General features: G+C 37.4%; 16 protein-coding genes. 3 read left to right on the plus strand and 13 right to left on the minus strand.

Going from position 1 to position 18,698, the window contains the following annotated elements:
• The coding region (locus LI126_RS06710; protein WP_227165078.1) for a hypothetical protein at positions 1-259 on the plus strand (259 nt) is incomplete at its 5' end.
• A 421-nt stretch (positions 260-680) separates the two neighbouring features.
• Here LI126_RS06710 and malQ read toward each other — a convergent pair.
• Positions 681-2,186 (minus strand): 4-alpha-glucanotransferase, encoded by a 1,506-nt coding sequence (malQ, locus tag LI126_RS06715; protein WP_117962129.1) that lies wholly within the window; start codon positions 2,184-2,186, stop codon positions 681-683.
• Between the two features lie 15 nt (positions 2,187-2,201).
• Positions 2,202-4,454 carry a glycogen/starch/alpha-glucan phosphorylase gene (locus LI126_RS06720; RefSeq protein ID WP_181968162.1) on the minus strand — a complete coding sequence of 751 codons (2,253 nt, stop codon included), beginning with the start codon at positions 4,452-4,454 and terminating at the stop codon, positions 2,202-2,204.
• 212 nt (positions 4,455-4,666) lie between these two features.
• Here LI126_RS06720 and LI126_RS06725 point away from each other — a divergent pair, with 212 nt between their 5' ends.
• Complete coding sequence (locus LI126_RS06725) at positions 4,667-5,542, plus strand: AraC family transcriptional regulator (protein ID WP_227165079.1); 876 nt, start codon at positions 4,667-4,669, stop codon at positions 5,540-5,542.
• 17 nt (positions 5,543-5,559) lie between these two features.
• On the opposite strand, the gene LI126_RS06730 is transcribed toward LI126_RS06725, so the two are convergent.
• The 10 genes from LI126_RS06730 to LI126_RS06775 form a co-directional block, all read right to left on the minus strand.
• Positions 5,560-6,375 (minus strand): PHP-associated domain-containing protein, encoded by an 816-nt coding sequence (locus tag LI126_RS06730; protein WP_015529667.1) that lies wholly within the window; start codon positions 6,373-6,375, stop codon positions 5,560-5,562.
• A 165-nt stretch (positions 6,376-6,540) separates the two neighbouring features.
• On the minus strand, positions 6,541-7,263 hold the full coding sequence (locus LI126_RS06735) for an amino acid ABC transporter ATP-binding protein (protein WP_117579876.1): 723 nt from the start codon (positions 7,261-7,263) through the stop codon (positions 6,541-6,543).
• Positions 7,256-8,761 (minus strand): ABC transporter permease subunit, encoded by a 1,506-nt coding sequence (locus tag LI126_RS06740; protein ID WP_227165080.1) that lies wholly within the window; start codon positions 8,759-8,761, stop codon positions 7,256-7,258. Before LI126_RS06740 ends, LI126_RS06735 begins: the two co-directional genes overlap by 8 nt.
• Positions 8,762-8,992: 231 nt before the next feature.
• Entirely contained in the window at positions 8,993-10,078 is a 1,086-nt protein-coding gene (locus LI126_RS06745) for an SIS domain-containing protein (protein WP_227165081.1), read from the minus strand.
• A 26-nt stretch (positions 10,079-10,104) separates the two neighbouring features.
• On the minus strand, positions 10,105-10,962 hold the full coding sequence (locus tag LI126_RS06750; RefSeq protein ID WP_227165082.1) for a PfkB family carbohydrate kinase: 858 nt from the start codon (positions 10,960-10,962) through the stop codon (positions 10,105-10,107).
• A 65-nt stretch (positions 10,963-11,027) separates the two neighbouring features.
• Positions 11,028-11,999, minus strand: coding sequence for an SIS domain-containing protein (locus tag LI126_RS06755; RefSeq protein WP_227165083.1), 972 nt, complete (start codon positions 11,997-11,999; stop codon positions 11,028-11,030).
• Between the two features lie 73 nt (positions 12,000-12,072).
• Positions 12,073-13,494 carry a YfcC family protein gene (locus tag LI126_RS06760; protein ID WP_117579892.1) on the minus strand — a complete coding sequence of 474 codons (1,422 nt, stop codon included), beginning with the start codon at positions 13,492-13,494 and terminating at the stop codon, positions 12,073-12,075.
• 26 nt (positions 13,495-13,520) lie between these two features.
• Positions 13,521-15,071, minus strand: a complete 1,551-nt coding sequence (locus LI126_RS06765; RefSeq protein ID WP_227165084.1) for an amidohydrolase family protein — start codon at positions 15,069-15,071, stop codon at positions 13,521-13,523.
• Positions 15,072-15,288: 217 nt separating this feature from the next.
• Positions 15,289-16,014 (minus strand): GntR family transcriptional regulator, encoded by a 726-nt coding sequence (locus LI126_RS06770; RefSeq protein ID WP_117579896.1) that lies wholly within the window; start codon positions 16,012-16,014, stop codon positions 15,289-15,291.
• Between the two features lie 67 nt (positions 16,015-16,081).
• A complete protein-coding gene (locus tag LI126_RS06775) occupies positions 16,082-16,915 on the minus strand; it encodes a sugar phosphate isomerase/epimerase family protein (protein WP_227165085.1) in 834 nt (277 codons plus the stop codon).
• A gap of 256 nt (positions 16,916-17,171) precedes the next feature.
• On the opposite strand from LI126_RS06775, the gene LI126_RS06780 reads away from it, so the two are divergent.
• Positions 17,172-17,900, plus strand: coding sequence for a GntR family transcriptional regulator (locus tag LI126_RS06780; RefSeq protein ID WP_227165086.1), 729 nt, complete (start codon positions 17,172-17,174; stop codon positions 17,898-17,900).
• A gap of 85 nt (positions 17,901-17,985) precedes the next feature.
• Here LI126_RS06780 and LI126_RS06785 read toward each other — a convergent pair whose 3' ends face one another.
• Complete coding sequence (locus LI126_RS06785; RefSeq protein WP_227165087.1) at positions 17,986-18,618, minus strand: GDSL-type esterase/lipase family protein; 633 nt, start codon at positions 18,616-18,618, stop codon at positions 17,986-17,988.
• Positions 18,619-18,698 lie beyond the last annotated feature (80 nt).

Here is an 18,698-nt window from a genome sequence, read left to right on the forward strand (position 1 = left end):
CTTAAAGAAATTTTCAAGGGTTGTTGTTGTCTATTGTTCAGTTATCAAGGTTCTTTGTTTGTGTCGTTCTTTTCAAGCGACAGCTTTTATATTTTATCAAAAGCTTTTGTCTTTGTCAAGAACTTTTTTATTTTTCTTTGCCGCTCTTTTCGAGCTTTCCTTTGCCGTCTCACGCGACAGCTTATTTAGGATATCACTTTCAGAACTCTTTGTCAACAACTTTTTTGATTTATTTTTCAATCATTTCATTGATTTTTAAATCTTCCAGTTTCCTTCCGATCAAGAATGTCCCGCCTCCGCGTCTTCTTTTATCTTCTGTTCCTCTGTTGTTTCCTTTGCTGTTCCTCAGCGACGAAAGTTATCTTATCACAGCTGTTTTTAATTGTCAATGTTTTTTATATATTTCATGCAATTCAGAATATTCTGAAAAATTAGCATCTGCGTTCCCTGACACTAACAGCTATTGCAAGCTTGCTTGCACTAAGCTGATAGGGTTGGGGAACATAGGGCGAATGCCCTTAACCGAAAGGACGTCAGTTCTTTCGGTTGTTGCAGATGCGTAAACTGCGTTCCCCAACTCTAACAAATAGATCCGATAGCCAAAACAGCTGTTTTGCAAACGTCTGAATAATAATCAAAAAAACAAAAGAGACCATGCTCAACACAGTCTCTCTCTTTTACTATTTTATTTTCTTTTCAACTTCTCTCGGAAGACGTTCGTACAACCATGTCATACGTTTCAATCTCTTCACCGTCTCTTCATCAAACTGTCCCTTCTCCATTCTCCAGGTCCAGTTTCCGCCAAGTGTAGACGGTACATTGATTCTTGCCTTGCCATCCAGGTTCAATAAATCCTGCATCGGAGTTACGCAAAGGTTCGCCTTACTGCTCATTGCAAGTCGGATGAAATCCCACGCCAGATCATCTTCATCCAGGCGTTGTGCATTCATATACTCTTTTGCAAAATCTCGCGTTGCTTTATCTGTACTGTGATACCATCCTCTTGTTGTATCATTGTCATGCGTACCCGTATATACAACACTGTTTTCCGGATAATTATGCGGGAGATATGCAGAGCCTCCATTTGGATCAAATGCAAACTGTATTACTTTCATTCCCGGGAATCCACTGTCAGACAACATCTGAAGTACACTTTCTGTCAGGAATCCAAGGTCTTCTGCAATAATATTCAATTTGCCAAGTTTTTCTTCAATTGTACGGAACAGATCCATTCCCGGACCAGGCATCCATGTTCCATCCACTGCTGTCTTATTTCCATAAGGAATGGAATAATATTCATCAAATCCACGGAAATGATCAATTCTTACTACATCATATAATTTGAGACAATGACGGATTCTCTTAATCCACCAGTCGTATTCTGTCTTTTTGTGATATTCCCAATTATACAGCGGATTGCCCCACAACTGTCCTGTTGCAGAAAAATCATCCGGAGGACATCCTGCTACTGCCACCGGATTATTCTCTTCATCAAACTGGAATAACTCCGGAGATGCCCATGTGTCTGCACCGTCAAATGCAACATAAATCGGAATATCTCCAACGATCTGAATTCCCTGTTCATTTGCATAAGCGTGAAGCTGTGACCACTGTTTATCGAATTCATACTGCTGGAATTTGTAAAAATCAATCTCTTCTGCAAGTTCTTCTCTCGCATTCTCAAGTGCTGCTTCCTCACGGTTTTTCAGGGCTTCTTCCCATTCATTCCAGCTGATTCCACCTTTGCTGTCCTTGATTGCCATGTAAAGACTATAATCATCCAGCCAATACGCATTTTCTTTGATAAAGTTATCATATGCTTCATCTTTTTCGAAACGCTCAAATGCCTTTTTCAGCACTTTAAATCTTGAATTGTAGATTTTTTCGTAATCAATACTGTCTGCCTGCTCTCCAAAATCATACACTTTACATTCTTTTTTTGTCAGAAGTCCTTCTTTGATCAGTGTCTTCAAATCAATAAAATATGGATTTCCAGCATATGTGGAGAAAGACTGGTACGGGGAATCCCCGTATCCAGTCGGTCCAAGCGGCAGAATCTGCCAGTAACTCTGTCCAGCCTCTTTTAACTGATCAATAAATTTATACGCCTCTTTTGAGAAACAGCCAATTCCGTATTTTGATGGCAATGAAAATACCGGTAATAATACTCCGCTCGCTCTTTTCACGTTCTTCTCCTCCTCTTACAGATGCCAGATATCTCTGTTGTACTCTTCGATTGTTCTGTCAGATGAGAAATACCCTGCTTTCGCAATATTTACAAGTGCTTTCTTAGCCCATGTTTTCTGATCTACATAAGCTCTCAATGCTTCTTCTTTCTTTTCTTTATAGCTGTCGAAGTCAAGAAGGGTCATGAACCAGTCTTTACTGATAATCTCATGCTGCAGTCTCTCAAGATTCTCTTTCTCTCCAACTTTCAGAACTTCCTCGCTTGTAATAAAGTCAATTGCTGCCTTGATCGCAGGATTCTTCTCATAGAAATCTTTTGCGACATAATCAGCCTTTGCATAATGCTCGATTACTTCATCACTGGATGCACCGAATACAAAAATGTTATCGTTTCCAACGAGTTCATGAATCTCAACATTTGCTCCATCCTCTGTTCCGAGTGTTACAGCTCCGTTCAGCATGAATTTCATATTACCTGTTCCACTGGCTTCTTTAGATGCAAGTGAAATCTGCTCGGAAATATCACAAGCCGGAATTAATTTTTCAGCCTTTGTTACGTTATAATTCTCAACCATAACAACCTTCAGGTATGGACTTACCTCTGGATCATTGTTGATGATCTCCTGCAGACAAAGAATCAAATGAATGATATCTTTTGCGATCACATAAGCCGGTGCTGCCTTTGCTCCAAAGATAGCTGTCACCGGTGCAGCCGGAATCTTTCCTGCTTTGATCTCAAGATATTTATCAATGATATATAATGCATTCAGCTGCTGACGTTTGTACTCATGCAGACGTTTGATCTGAATATCAAAGATTGTATCAGGGCTTACTTTTACTCCCTGTGTCTCTTCCAGATATTTGCAGAGTGCTTCTTTATTTGCATGTTTAATCTCTACTAATCTGTCAAGAACCTTCTCATCATCCTTAAATGCAAGAAGTTTCTCAAGTTCAGCTGCATCTTTCTTGTATCCCTCTCCAATCAGTTCATCAAGAAGCTCTGTGAGAGCCGGATTACAATGCAGTAACCAGCGACGGAACGTAATACCATTTGTCTTATTGTTAAACTTCTCCGGATAAATCTTGTAGAAATTATTCAGTTCTGTCTCTTTCAGAATCTCTGTATGAAGAGAAGCAACACCGTTTACACTGAATCCGTAATGGATATCAATGTGTGCCATATGAACTGTATCATTTCTGTCAATGATAGAAACGCTTTCATCTTCATATTTTCTTCTTACTTTATCATCCAACACTTCGATGATCGGCATCAGCTGCGGAACTACCTTCTTCAGGTAATATACAGGCCATTTTTCCAGTGCCTCTGCAAGGATTGTATGGTTTGTGTATGCACATGTCTTAGAAACAACTTCGATCGCCTCATCCATGTCTAATCCTCTCTCTACAAGAAGACGGATCAGTTCCGGAATTACCATTGTCGGGTGAGTATCATTGATCTGGATCACTGCATAATCAGCAAGATCATGAAGGTTGCATCCCTTTGCTGTACATTCATCAAGAATCAGCTGTGCTCCTGCACTTACCATGAAATACTGCTGATAGATTCGAAGCAGTCTTCCGTTCTCATCACTGTCATCTGGATATAAGAAAAGTGTCAGGTTCTTCTCGATGTCTTCTTTATTAAAAGCAATTCCATCCTCTACGATTGTCTCATCTACAGAGTCAATATCAAAGAGATGTAATTTATTTGTCTTATTGTTATATCCTGTTACTTCAATATCATACATTCTCGCATTTACATTAAGTCCTTTGAAAGATACCGGATAAACAACATCTGTCTTTTTCAGCCAGGATTTTTCTTCAATCCATGGATTCGGAGTTTCTCTCTGAAGGTTATTTTTAAACTCCTGTTTGAAAAGTCCAAGATGATAGTTCAGTCCGACACCGTCTCCTGCAAGTCCAAGTGTTGCGATTGAATCAAGGAAACATGCTGCCAGTCGTCCAAGTCCACCATTACCAAGTGACGGCTCTGGCTCTACTTCTTCGATTTCTGCAATATTCTTACCGTTCTGTGCAAGTACATCTTTTACTTCATTAAAAATACCAAGGTTGATCATGTTGTTAGAAAGCAGTTTTCCGATCAAGAACTCTGCGGAAATATAGTAAAGTTTTTTCTTACTATCTGTACGTTCCTTTTCTCCTGCCATTTCCTGCACCATACTAAGAAGTGCTCCGTAGATTTCTTCATTGGAAGCCTGTGCAATCTCTTTACCCAGTTTCTGCTGTAATGTTTCCTGAATGTTCATTTGAATAATCTCCCTTCAAATCTGATTCTGTTTTTATGTTACATACTTTGTTTCTTTGTTTTTAACTTATGATTGTATTTTAATACGATTATCTTCAAATATCTTGCAATATACTTGCACTTTATTGTACAATACTATCATTCTTATAATTCAATCTAGTTTGACCAGCAGGTGTGTCAGATATCATTTTATTGAAAGGATCTCATTTTTATATGAACATTAACGAATATCAGAATTATCATGAAACAAAAGCGCATACATCCGCAGAATTTCCTTATAATACTTATCTCTGCTCGATCCCTCTCGATTTCCCTGGAGTACCACTGCACTGGCACGATGAGTTGGAACTTGTTGTCATTAAAAGAGGGCAGGGTTTTGTTTCTGTGGACTTTGATAAGCGTCTGGTTCACAGTGGAGATATTATTATTATTCCCCCTAGATGTCTCCATGCCATCGAACAGGATGATACTTTTAAAATGGAATATGAAAATATTATTTTCAAACCAGATTTACTTTCTTCCGGAGCAAACGATCTGTGCATGATTCAATACATCGTTCCACTTCTTGACGGTTCTCTTCCTATTGAATATTTTCTCACTCCGGCTCTCGGATCTTTTGAAGCCTTAAGCAATTGTATCCGACAGATTGACCTTGTCTGTGCTGATCAGACACCTGGATGGCAGCTTGCTGTGAAAAGTTCTCTGTTTAACTTTTTCTTTCTTCTGATCTCTGAACGTCAGAAAAAAACAGTCTCCACTTCCTCCAATTCCAAATCTTTGGAGAAAATGAAAACTGTTTTAAAATACGTAGAAAATCATTATACAGAAAAACTAACGATTGATGACATGGCTGAACTTACTTATTATAGTAAATCTCATTTCATGAAGTTCTTCAAAGCCCACATGGGAATCGGATTCACTGAATACTTAAATGATTACCGACTTACAATGGCTGCCAGACTTCTCAAATCATCCGATGACTCTATTCTGATGATTGCCGATACCAGTGGTTTTGACAACCTGTCCTACTTCAACCGCATTTTCAAAAGAAAATATGGTATTTCGCCTGGGGCTTACAGGAAAGCATAGTAACTATCTAAAAACAATTATGAGTGATAATACAGTTCGATTGGATCAATCGGATCAAATGGATGTTCTTCTTCCATTTTCTTATTCCGCCCACGACGTTTCATTAGCTCACCACTCTTGTTGTATACCCAGAAAGAATATACAAGGAGCTTATTTACCTTCCCGATCTTCTCTTTTGTCGTCTTATTATAATAGACACCACCTGTCTTGAATGCAGTCTTCTTATGGATCAAAGAGATCAGCTCTGTCTCCGTTTTGACCGGTTCAGGTAAGATTGTATATGCCCGTCCGACACAGTCTGTCTTGTGGGAATCACTTCCACCGGTCATCACCTTACCGTATTTCTCTGCCAGTTTTAAGGCACCAGCATTAGAATCCTTCGGTTCACAACAATTGAATGTCTCAATAAAATCAAATCGTTTAACAATCTCAGGTGAGAGGTAGTATCTTCTCGCATGAGTGAAGCTCATGTACTTTTCTCCGCATGGATGTGCCGGTCCCAAAACTCCACCATTGCGGTGAACCAAATCGATCAGAAGTGCAAGCGGCATTCCACGCATCTCAAGTAAACGCATCTTTACACCCTCCGGCATAATTACAAGAATATGCCCTGCATCTCTCGTATCATATTCAATTCCTTTGAGTACCACAAAATCGGTATGTTTCTTTCCTTTTAAATTCTTCTTCCAGTAGCGGTAGCCATTATATGTGTCGTGATCCGTGATCACCATTCCCTGAAATCCGTGTTCCTTGAGTATCGTGATATATTCCTCAATCCCTACCCTGCTGTCTATGGACCCCTCTTTCACGTGACAGTGCATGTCTATCTTCATATTTGAGTCCTCCTTTTCCGCAGTCCTGATTTTATCAAAAAGTACTATGTGAAATAACTTTATTTTCGTTCTTTAAAAAGACTGCTTATTGATAAATTCATTATACCGCGTTTATATAGGAGTGACAACAGAAGACACACAAAAATGCTAATTCTTGTTTAGAGCTTATAATACCTTCGACAAAAAGTTTTTCGTCCTTTCATGTTTTGGATTCTCAAACAATTCTCTAGGTGACTCATCTTCAACAATTACACCTTGATCCATAAAAATAACCCTGTCACTAACATTCTTAGCAAATCCCATCTCATGAGTTACGACAACCATTGTCATCCCTTCTTTTACAAGAGATTTCATAACATCAAGTACCTCTCCGACCATCTCTGGATCTAGTGCAGAGGTCGGCTCATCAAAAAGCATTACTTCCGGATTCATTGCCAATGCTCTTGCAATTGCAACTCTTTGCTTTTGACCTCCTGAGAGCTTGTTTGGATAGGTGTCTGCCTTGCGTTCCAATCCAACTCTTCTTAACAACTCTATTGCTTTCGTGTCTGCCTCTTCTTTTGTCCATTTTTTTAAACGCACTGGAGCTAATGTAATATTCTGCTTTACTGTCATATTAGGAAAGAGATTAAAATGTTGAAAAACCATTCCAAGATTTTCACGATATTTATCAACATTAAGTTTTGGATCCATGATATCCTGTCCATTGATATATATTTCCCCTTCTTCCGGCTTTTCCAAAAGATTAAGACATCTTAAAAAAGTAGATTTTCCTGAACCTGAAGGACCGATCACACAGACACATTCTCCTTTTCGAATATCAACATCTATTCCATTTAATACATGATTATCACCAAACGATTTCTGTAAATTTCGAACTTTAATCACTTTCTTTTAATCTCCTTTCAAATTTTCTTAAGAAAACAGACAACAGTTTTACAATCAAATAATAAACAATGCCTGCCGCAAGCAGTGGAATAAACATCTTATATGTTCTTGATGATACATAACTTGCTGCTTTCGTCAAATCCACTATCCCAACATAACCCAAAATAGAAGTTTCTTTAATCAACTGTATAAACTCATTTCCCATTGCCGGAAGAATATTCTTAACTGCTTGTGGAATAACAATATATCTCATTGTATCTTTATAGCAAAGACCAAGGGATCGTCCTGCCTCTGTCTGTCCCCGGTCAACTGCCTGAATTCCTCCACGTATCACCTCTGACACATAAGCTCCACTGTTAATTCCAAAACTTACAACAGCCGCCACATATCCAAGTCTGCTGTGGAAAACTGCAAAGTAAACAATCATTAACTGCAGTACAGATGGTGTTCCACGGATCACATCAACATAGAATGCAGCAATCAAAGAAGCGATTGTCTTCTTTCCTTTTCTATCAGCATTAATCCTTATAATTGCGACAATCAAACCAAGTAGAAGTCCTACAAAGACTGAAAGCAAAGAAACTAATAAAGTTGTACCAAGTCCATTCACATAGTATTGCCAACGATTTTCATCTACAAAGATAAACTTCAATGTTCCAAAAATTCCAACATTTTTATCCTGTGTCTCTGTTATTTGAACATTGTCATTCTCTTCTCCAGAAAAATACTTTGCATACAATTCATCATATGTTCCGTTTTCCTTTACCTTTTTTAATCCATTGTTTAAAAGTTGTGCACAATTACTGTTTCCTTTTTGAACACAAAATACAGTATCTTCTTCTGTTCCTTCTACCGGAATTGATTTGATTCCATCCGTCTGTCGGCAATAAATTTCTGCCATAATTGTATCAATGATTACAACATCAGCGCCTTTATTTTTCAGTTCCATTATTGCACTGGAAGCATTCTTAAATCGTTTTACTGTTGCACCACTAACAATACCATAATCTTCGTTTTCGCCAGAAGCAATCAAATCACTCTGAGACCCTTCAAGAACAGCAATTGTCTTTCCTGTCAGCTCAGAAAAATCTGTGTATTCATCTCCTGTTCGATATACAATACTTTGAGATCCTGTATAATAAACGTCTGAAAAATCAACACTCTGAGCTCGTTCTTTTGTCGGAGCAATAGATGCTGCAATTGCTTCAATATCCCCTGCTTCAATTGACCCCAGCAAAGAGTCAAATGGAAGATCTACCCATTTGATATTGACGTTCTCCTCTTTTGCTATTGCGTTCATTAAGTCAATATCAAAACCTGTAAGATTCCCATTGCTATCCAGATATTCAAACGGCGCATACTCTGCATTTGTTCCAACAACAATCGTATCTTTTTGTTCTGTCGCACAGACCTGTTGAGGCAGTTGCAGTATTATCATTATGGCTGCAAGTACCACAAAAAATACTGCCTTTGTTTTAAATTTTTTTTCAGTTCTCATGGGCTTCTCCTTTGTTGAAATACGTATTATATCGTTATATGATAATATAACACAGTAATATTTCAGATTCAATATATGCTTGTTTTTCCATTTCTTTTTTCTGTTTTTTACAAATTTCTTCTTTTCTTTTTGTACAAATATACAACACTTTATCTTCTCCTCAAAACAAAAGACTGTCTACAGGCTTTACACAAATGTTTTACCCTCAAACAGTCTTTTTCGTCCATCTTATTATTGCCCTATTTTGCTTCCCATATAATGATGAAACTGTGGATCCTTTGGAATATTAAGATCTATCCCTCTCTCTCTTGATGCTTTCACAAAAAGCATTTGAAATGGAATTGTATATTCTAACGTAGAAAAATCTGAGTCTTGAAGGAACTCCGCATATAGTCCGTCATCATTTTCTTTCTGAGTATTGACTGCATATTGCTTATTTTTCCCTTTATAATATTCATATAAATGTTGCATTTCTTTGGAATCGCTTCCGCTTTGTGAAAACAAATATAAAAACTCCGTCTGTTCTGTTACTGCATTATACATTCCATGAATGAATTCACATGCCTCATAGCCACGTACCGGAAAACGTGATGTTTCCGATATTTTCAACACTTCTTCTAAGAGCAGACTTTTTTGGTTACTCTCTGTCAGAATAATCAGGTCTGTACAGGTTCTCAATTTCTTTGCTTCCTTTTCAGCCCATTTTTCACAAATTGGAAGAAGTTTCGGAAGATTTAAGATTACTTTCTGAATTCGTTCTTCATATACAGTTATCTCTTCCTCTTTTAATTTCAAATCTCCTTCTGAATTTTTTGCAACTTCAAGAAGGAAAAGATATAATGTCAGGACTGTTGCTGTGTAACCTTTTGTTGTAGAACCAGCATCTTCATAACCGCATTCTACATAAATATTCGCATCAGCATGTGACACGATTTCTGTATCATATTCTCCTGTCATAGAGATCGTTGGAATTCCCGTTTCTCTTACTTTATCTAATGCCTGAATCACAGCTGTGCTTGTTCCTTGTTGTGAAATGCCAATCACAAGGGAATTTTTAGGAAATACGGTAATTTCTTCACTTAACTCAACTGGGAATACAGGCGTTACCCGTATTCCCAGTTTCTTTTTTGCAAATGTAGCTGCTGCCAGTGTTGCATTATATGAGGAACCTGATCCCGAGAGAAATATCTCATCGATCTTATGTTTTTTCACCAATTCTATACTATCCTTTAAAATTTCTTCTTTTTTTCGAAAAATTTCAAGTAGAATATCTGGTGTCTGGAGAATATATTGATAAGCATCTCCATGATAAATCATTGTAGCCCTCCAGTTAATCCGACTATTTATTCGTAATGTCTTCCGTAACCAAATGCACCTTCCAATCCACAGATTTCAGATGCAAATTTTGCTGCGTCTGCCAGTGCATTTTTGATTGCTTCTGATTTTTCCTCACCCTTTTTGATACGATCTGTGTAACCAACAAGGAAAGACGTAATCAGAGAATCACCTGCTCCCATTGTATCAACTACTTTTTCAATCGGAACTGCCGGCTGTCTGTAAAATGTTTCTCCATCATAAAGAACACAACCTTCTGCTCCTCTAGAAGCAGTTGCGAGTTCTGCTCCGCCATCAATCATCATCTGAAGATGTGCTTTTAATTCCTCTTCATTTCCGTCAAAAGAACAGAATGCATAATTTACATCCGGAAGTACTTTTTTGTAATACTCTTCTGTTGAATCATCTGAAAAGTCAAATGCAACTTTTACACCTGTCGCCTTAATCTTACCAAGCTCTGATTCTGTAAAACAATAATTACCTGAATGTACTACATCAAACTGCTTAATATAATCAAGATCAAAACGATCCAGGATATATGGTGTCTTTCCACGGATTCCTCCATCGTTCCAGTCAACAAATACTCTGTCTCCATCTTTCAATGTAACTTTAGACCATCCATTCTCGCCATCGAGCTGTTTACATTTATACATTTCGATTCCGATTTCTTCAAGTACCTTGATCACATATTCTGCATTGTCATCATTTCCAAAATATCCCATGTATGCAGATTTCTCGACACCGAAACGCTTTGCATAAGCACACAGATTAACACAATTTCCGCCTGGATACATTGTCTTCAGATGCTCATACATATCAACTACATTATCACCAAAACCTAAAATTTTTACATTATGCTCTGCCATCGCTTTATTCCCTCCTGCTTTTGAAGGGAAAAGCCTTCTCCGGCTTTTCCTCTCATTGCTTTTTCTTAGTACTCTACAACACCCATGTATCTTCTCATATCAAGTGGATGTCTTCTCTTGTCCTGAAGTCCTGTACGGTAAGCAACGCTCATTGCATAGAACAGCATTGGACAGAAGTACTCATTAACACTTTCATCAATTGCATCAATTCCAAGTTCTTTTGCATCGATCACTTCATATTTCTTTGCATATTTCTCAAGGAATGTAAGAGCTCTTTCATCCATTACTCTTGCAGCTCCTGTTCCCATCAGGAGGATATACAGATGATCTTCGTCTGTACACTCGAATGGTCCATGGAAATATTCTCCTGAATGCAGGTAGCAGCAATCCATCCACTGCATCTCCTGAAGAGAACAGATGGAGAATCCATATGCCTGTGAATAAGATGCTCCTGATCCCATGATGTAAAGGAATGGCTCTTCAAAATATTTCTCAGCAAATACCCATGTACGGTTCTGTACTTTCTTTACAGCAGCACGCACGATTCCGTCTGCTTTTTCAAGTCCATCGAGAATAGCTTCATATTTTGTATAAGATGGCTCCTGCATTTTCATCAGCTCGTTCAGAATGCGCATTACAATTCCCTGTGGTCTGTCTTTCTCATTTGTAGAATCTTCCCAAGAATATACGATTGGGTTCATTTCTTCCTGTGCACAAATAGACTCCGGATTGTGTGTCATTGTAATAACAGCTGCGCCACACTCTTTTGCATGCTTTGCTGCTGCTACAGTCTCTCCAGTATTTCCGCCGTGGGAACACAGAATTACAAGTGCTCCCTTTTTCAGGAATTTAGATGGAGAAACTACAAGTTCTTTTGCTGTAAGCCAATGTGAGTGCATTGTCTCAGACTCTGCATTAATAAAATAGTATCCCGGATACAGATCAACTAAAGATCCTCCGCATGCTGTTAAAAATACGTCTTTGATTTCTCCCTGTTCTGCTACGATTGCTTTAATTAATTCTTCTGGTGTTCTCATTGTTTAATCTCCTTTTCTTTTCATTCTTTTTTTAATTTATTTTTCACCCATTATTTGGACGAATACCTATTAGCTACATTCCTGCAGAAATTGCACAGAATACTAATGCGATAATTGTTAATACAACAAATACTTTCCAGATTGTCTTCCACCACTGGCTGAAAGAAATTCTACACACTGCAAGTCCTGCAACTGTTGTTCCTGCAACCGGACTCATCATGTTTGTCAGCTGATTTGCATACTGAAGTACTGTTACAGCTGCTTCTGGATTTGCTCCGTGAAGATCACATAACGAAGACATGATTGGCATTGTCAATGCTGCAAGTCCTGATGATGATGGAACAAGTAATGTTAATACTGACTGTACGATATACATAACAACTACAAACAATACGTTTCCTGTTCCTGCGAGCAGATTACTTAAAGAATTAAGAATTGTATCAATAATTTTTCCATCATTAGCTACAACCATGATTCCACTACAGAATCCAATTAAAATTGCTGCAAAAGCAATATCTTTCACACCTGCTACAAATTCTTCTGCAATCTCTGTCTCTCCAAGACCTCCAATAATTCCCATCAGAAGACCCATTCCAAGAAATACCATAGACAATTCGTTCATGTACCAACCGAATTTTACAAGGCCTGTAATAATTAACGCCATACCAGCAACAAAAACTACAAGTACTAATTTCTGACGAACTGTCAACTTTGTATTCCCTGCCTCTTGCGTGATCATTTCTTGTCTTTTGATGATATCATCTTTATATGTGATAGAACTCTGTGGATTCTTCTTTACTTTCATTGCACGAATTGTAGTAAAAGCAATGATAATCGCCATCATGATCACCCACTGAATCATACGAAATACAAGCTGCGGATTTCCTTGAATTCCTGCAATTCCCTGTGCAACAAGTACGCAGAATGGATTGATCGTTGAAGCAGCATATCCAACAGTAGCTGACATACATACAATCATAAATGTCGTCATTGAATCATATCCCATTGCAAACACAACCGGCATAACCAATAGATAGAATGGAACAAGTTCATCTGACATACCATATGTTGTACCACCTAAGCCGAAAAGTATCATCAAAATAGGAATCATCAAAAATTCTTTATCACCCAATTTATCAATTATACTGCGAATTCCCATATTTAATGCATTTGTTTTTGCCATAATCTGGAATACACCACCAATGATAAATACAAATGCAAGTACTTCAATTGCATTCTGGATTCCAAGCGCCGGTGCTGTAAGCACTGCCTGTATTCCCTGTCTTAGGTTTGTTCCATCTTCTGCGATTTTTGAAACTCCATGATAAGTTCCTGCAACAACTACTTCTCTTTCGCCTGTCGATGTTTCAACCATTGTTCTCTGGAATTCTCCACTTGGAATAATCCATGTCAAGACTGCTACAAGTACAATCAGTAAAAATATCAATGTATATGCATGAGGCATATGAAATCTTTTCTTCTTTTGTTCTCCCATAACTGTTTCCTCTCTCACCTTATTCGTTATAACTTATAAATAATTTTTCCATCTAAAATAGTAAGTATAACTTTTGCATCTTTTACTGTTTTCGGATTTTCTGTTGTTAAATCTCTATCAAAAATTGCAATATCTGCAATCTTTCCTTCTTCAAGCGTTCCTAGCTTATCTTCCATTCCAAGACTCTTCTGTCCACCAAGCGTCCATGCTTTCAATATTTCAGCCGCGCTTAATGTATTTTCTGTCTGAAATGGTTCTTCTTCTCCATCCATGTATCCTCCGCAAGAATAATAAATAGATTCCGGGACACTTGTAATCAAAAGAGGAAGGTCTGTTGCTCCGCAAAGATTGATTCCACTATCCTCCATCTTACGACGATTCCAATAATACTTGCCTCTTTCATTTCCAATTGTTCGCTCAATATTTTCTTTTAGGACATTCCCTGGGTCAAGTGACATAATCTGAAAATATAATTCTGCATTTGCACCAATTTTCCCTAACTTCTCAAGATCTTCTGGTGATGTAAACTCCATGTCTGTGAGTGCCTGCTTATTTACTAACTTTCCATCGACTTTTTTACACTTGTCATAGATTTTTGCAATCTTTGCTACTGCTCCATCTCCCTGCGCATGTAAGGACCACCGGAACCCTTCTTTATCTGCTTCAAGAACATCCTGTTCAATCTCATTCCACGGGATATCAATACTGCACACAAAATCTTTCTTCTCGTACGGTTTTTTCAGTTCACCTTTGTAATCAGCAATTGTTCCATCTGTCATTCGATTAAATCCACTGAATCGAATTTTATCACCTTTAAACTTCTCTCGCATCCTCTTCGCATACTCAAGATTCATTGGTGCTCCAACCGGCTGAGACATAAAGAAAAATCTCAGATGAAGATCGTCCGAATTTTCAATCTCTTTCAGATAATCTGTAAATCCATAAAAGTCATCAAATCCCATTTCTTTTACTGAAGTTACGCCTCTACTATTAAGCATTGCCGCATAATCTTTCAGTTCTTTCTCAATAAACTCACGGTCATTGAGATATTCCTTCATGATTCTGTAGTAACTTTCTGGATAACAGCTGTCTGAGGTAAACTGATACACTTCTTTTGCCTTTTCGTTCATAATACAGCTTCCTCGGTCTTCTGCAAAAAGAATGACCGGCTTATCTGGAAAAGCTTCCTCCAACATCTGCTCTCCATCTTTCTGTTTCCACTGCGTTGGCTTCCATCCATGTCCAAACAATACATTCTTTGGATGTTTCTCCTCTTCATACGCTTTTAAGGCTTTTTCACCTTCTTCATTTGTCTTTATCTCAGAGACATCTACTCCAAGATGAAAGACTGCATACCCAGTAAAGAAAGTATGAGTATCAGTAACGCCAGGCATTACAAGTTCTTTGTCAAACTCAAGAATTTCTTCTGCTTCTTCCTGGATTTTCTGACTGGCTTTTCCTTTTCCCATCTTAACGATCTGCTTATCTTTCAGACAAAGGAAACCTTCATAAGTTGACTTTTGTTTTCCATCAAATACGTGCTTTGCCTGAATTAAGAATGAATACTTTTTACTCACTTTTTCTTCCTCCTTTCTTTACTTGTATTATAACGTTATATATCATTATATTTCAATATGACCTTTCACTTCAATCGTGATTTCGTATAATTTATCCAGTTTATATGTCTTTTTTTGTATGTTCTGCCCAATTTATAGCCAACTTATCAACAAATAAGTTGATTAGAAGCGCATTTTTTTCCAAACTTCTATTTTTTTTCAGATTTAATATAACCTTTCAAACAGATATCTGATATCTCGTTCCAACAATAACTTCACTACTTAGATACAAAGGTCTGCCATCTCCATCATACATATAGTTTTTCAAAAGCATAACCGGCTCATTTTCATCTACCTGAAGATAATGGGCAATATATTCTGGTACAATTCCAACCTCAATAATACTTCGCCCCTTGTTCTGTCGGCAAATCTGATATCTCTCTTCCAGCAACCTTGTCAGAGACCCATTCTCTAGATGATCGATTGGGAAATCCGGAAAACGATCTGCCTCCATGTAAATATCTTCAAAAATTACCGGCAGTCCATCCGCTGACAGAATCCTCTGAATATGATAAACGAAACTTTCTTCTCCTATCTGAAGAAACTGTGTTTTCTCCCCTTTATTTTTTTCAATTCGAAAAGATATAACATGTGAACTCGATGTACATCCATTCAATTTACATGCTTCTGTAAAGCTGATATTATTATCCTGTTCCAATTTTCTATAGATTTTTGGTGCTTCTACAAATGTTCCCTTCCCCTGAATCTTTTTCAGGTATCCTTGCTGACACAGCTCTTCAATTGCCCTTCTAATTGTTATTCTACTAATATTATACATCTTGGACAGTTCCCCCTCTGTTGGAATCTGTTCTCCCTCCAAATATGTTCCGTTATGTATCTGCTCTTTGATTACATGCATCAACTGTATATACAAAGAAACCGTTGATTCCTTATCTAGCTTCATTTTTCGTCTCCTGTCTATGATATATTTTTAGGAGTCGCAAATGCGGCTCCTACTTCACAAAATAACATTATCGAATAAATGGCTCAAAAGCAGCCATATTCTTCCGGTCAATTTCTCCCGGATTTTCATAATAATCAAACTCTGTCAATTCCTGTCCAAGACATCCTTGATAGTTGTGGCGATTTAATGCTTCTAGATATTCCTGAAGACTTCTATTTCCGAATCCCCACGCAAGATGTCCATATGGATTACTATCAATAAAATGGGTATGGATAACTTCATCTCCAAACACATCAAACCAGTCATCTATTGTCTCTCCTTGCACACTCATTGCTGTTGTATCTATCAAAATTTTCAAATTTGGAGAATTCACTTCATCATACATCCTCTTGGCATCTTTCAATGTTACAACTAACTGTGACTCTTGAGGTCTTAAACTTTCCATCGCAAGACAAATTCCTAGTCTGCCAGCCTCATCTGCCAATTTTGAGATCATTTCCCGAGAACGTTTCCATGCTTCTTCCCTGTCTTCATTCCAATATCCCCAACCGGAATTTGTCTGCATAATTTTACAGCCAAGTTCGCTTGCTACCTGAAGACCATTCTTAAAGTACTGGAAACTTTTTTCAAAAAGTTCCGGTGTCTGAGCTGCCATTTGATACTGATACATAACATTTTCCGGTGTAAAAACCTTTACCTGAAGTCCTCGAGATTCAATTTTTTTCCGAACTACCTTCGCATCCTGATATCCCATAGAATCTAAATAAAAGTGTGGTGCCCCACCCCAGAGCTCAATTGTTTTAAATCCAAGCTCTGCCTGTTTATCCAGAAAATAATCCAATGAATAAAATAAATAATGGATATTCATGCCTGCAATCTGTTCTCTGTTTATTAGTTTCATAATTGCCCTCCTTATTTAATACGTCTTATAACGTTATGTATTTATTTAAATATATCACCACTCTACTCAACTGTCAATATTGACACATTATACAATTTCTCTTCGTATTTTTTATATGCTTTTCACAATAAAATGTGCTTTTATAAAATTTTATTTTTTCACAAGCAAAATATGCATTACGCTTTATTGTGGTTTTTTTATCTTTCCTGTATAATGAATTCATAAATTTAATTTAAATACAACAAAGGGGAATATTATGAAACTCGATTCAGGCAATGAAATGCCTCTTTACCAACAATTAAAAGAAGAAATCAAAGGCAAAATTACCGATAATACATTTCCATATGGTTCAAAAATCCCAACTGAAACAGAACTAAGTGAAATGTTTCAGGTAAGCCGTATTACCGTACGCCGTGCAATTCAAGAATTGTGTCAGGAAAATTATCTTGTCAAGAAACAAGGAAAAGGAACTTTTGTAAAACATGCCAAAGTTGCACGCAAGATCAAATATCTATTAGGATTTTCAAAATCCTGTGAAGCAAATGGCATGGTTCCTTCTAGAAAAGTGATCAAACGAGAAATTGTAGAATTATCAGATGAAGATGCAAAAACTATGGGACTAGAAGCTGGCAGCCATGCAGTTTCCATTGAGAGAATCAATCTTGCTGATGGTGTTCCTATCATGTACGAAACAAACCTTTTTCCATATCAGAAATTTGCTTTTCTGTTAGAAGAACCTTTAGATGGATCCTTGTTTGAACTTCTAGAAAAAAAATGCCATACCATTGTTTCTTATTCCAACAACTCCTATCTTGATCTTGCCCGTGCCTCCGGACGTATTGCAAAAGAATTAAGAGTTCCTAATCGCGAACCACTCTTTTTCCTTTATTCGGAAGGTTATGACAGTAATAATGAGCTCGTCTATATTGGAAAAGATTATGTATTGGCTGACCAGTATCGTTTTTATCTGGATGATCCAAAATAATATTACAGAAACTATAGTCTAATAAATCTATAAAAAGGATGCTTAAAGTTACACATATAATTTCAAACATCCTTTTTACTTCTAATTATTTTGTCACATTTTTTATCAGCAATAAGATTTCTTCTGCAAGCCTTCTATGACCTTCTTCCGTGAAATGAATTCCATCTGAGCCAATGCACTTTGCATCCAGTATCTCCGCCGCACTTAAAAAATGTGCCTTGTGAATAGCTGCAATCTGACGATATTCTTCAGTCAGTTGTGTTGCTTTTCTACAAGATTCCTCAGAAAATTCTACCCACTCTGGCTTTGGATATAACTTCGCTGGTGCAATAACTATTTTCACTGGATTCTGACCTTTTCGTCTACACACATCTTCTATTTGTAATAGAACTTCGTCAATGCCATATCCAATCTCTACTGCATTCACACCATATCTTATTTTTGTATCGTTTGTTCCTAGCATAACGATGATATAATCTAAAGGAAATTGTGAAATCAAGCAAGGGTATAAATAATCCAATGCACATGTACCTGGTTCAATTCGATCAGTAAATGCTGTTGTTCTTCCATTCATTCCCTCTTCAATAACTTCATATTCCTGTTGAAGTGCCTGTGCAATCCTTCCTGTCCATCTAACTTCTTTTTCATATTTTTTTCCACTACCTGGCATATATCCCCAAGTATTTGAATCTCCTATACAAAGAATTCTATTTTTCAATTTTATTCCCTCCTTATTTCATTTAGATGTTTACTTTTGATATAATACGTTATATTATGTTATATATAGACAGTAGCACA

The organism is Mediterraneibacter sp. 210702-DFI.5.30 (assembly GCF_020560115.1).
Lineage (GTDB): Bacteria > Bacillota > Clostridia > Lachnospirales > Lachnospiraceae > Mediterraneibacter > Mediterraneibacter faecis.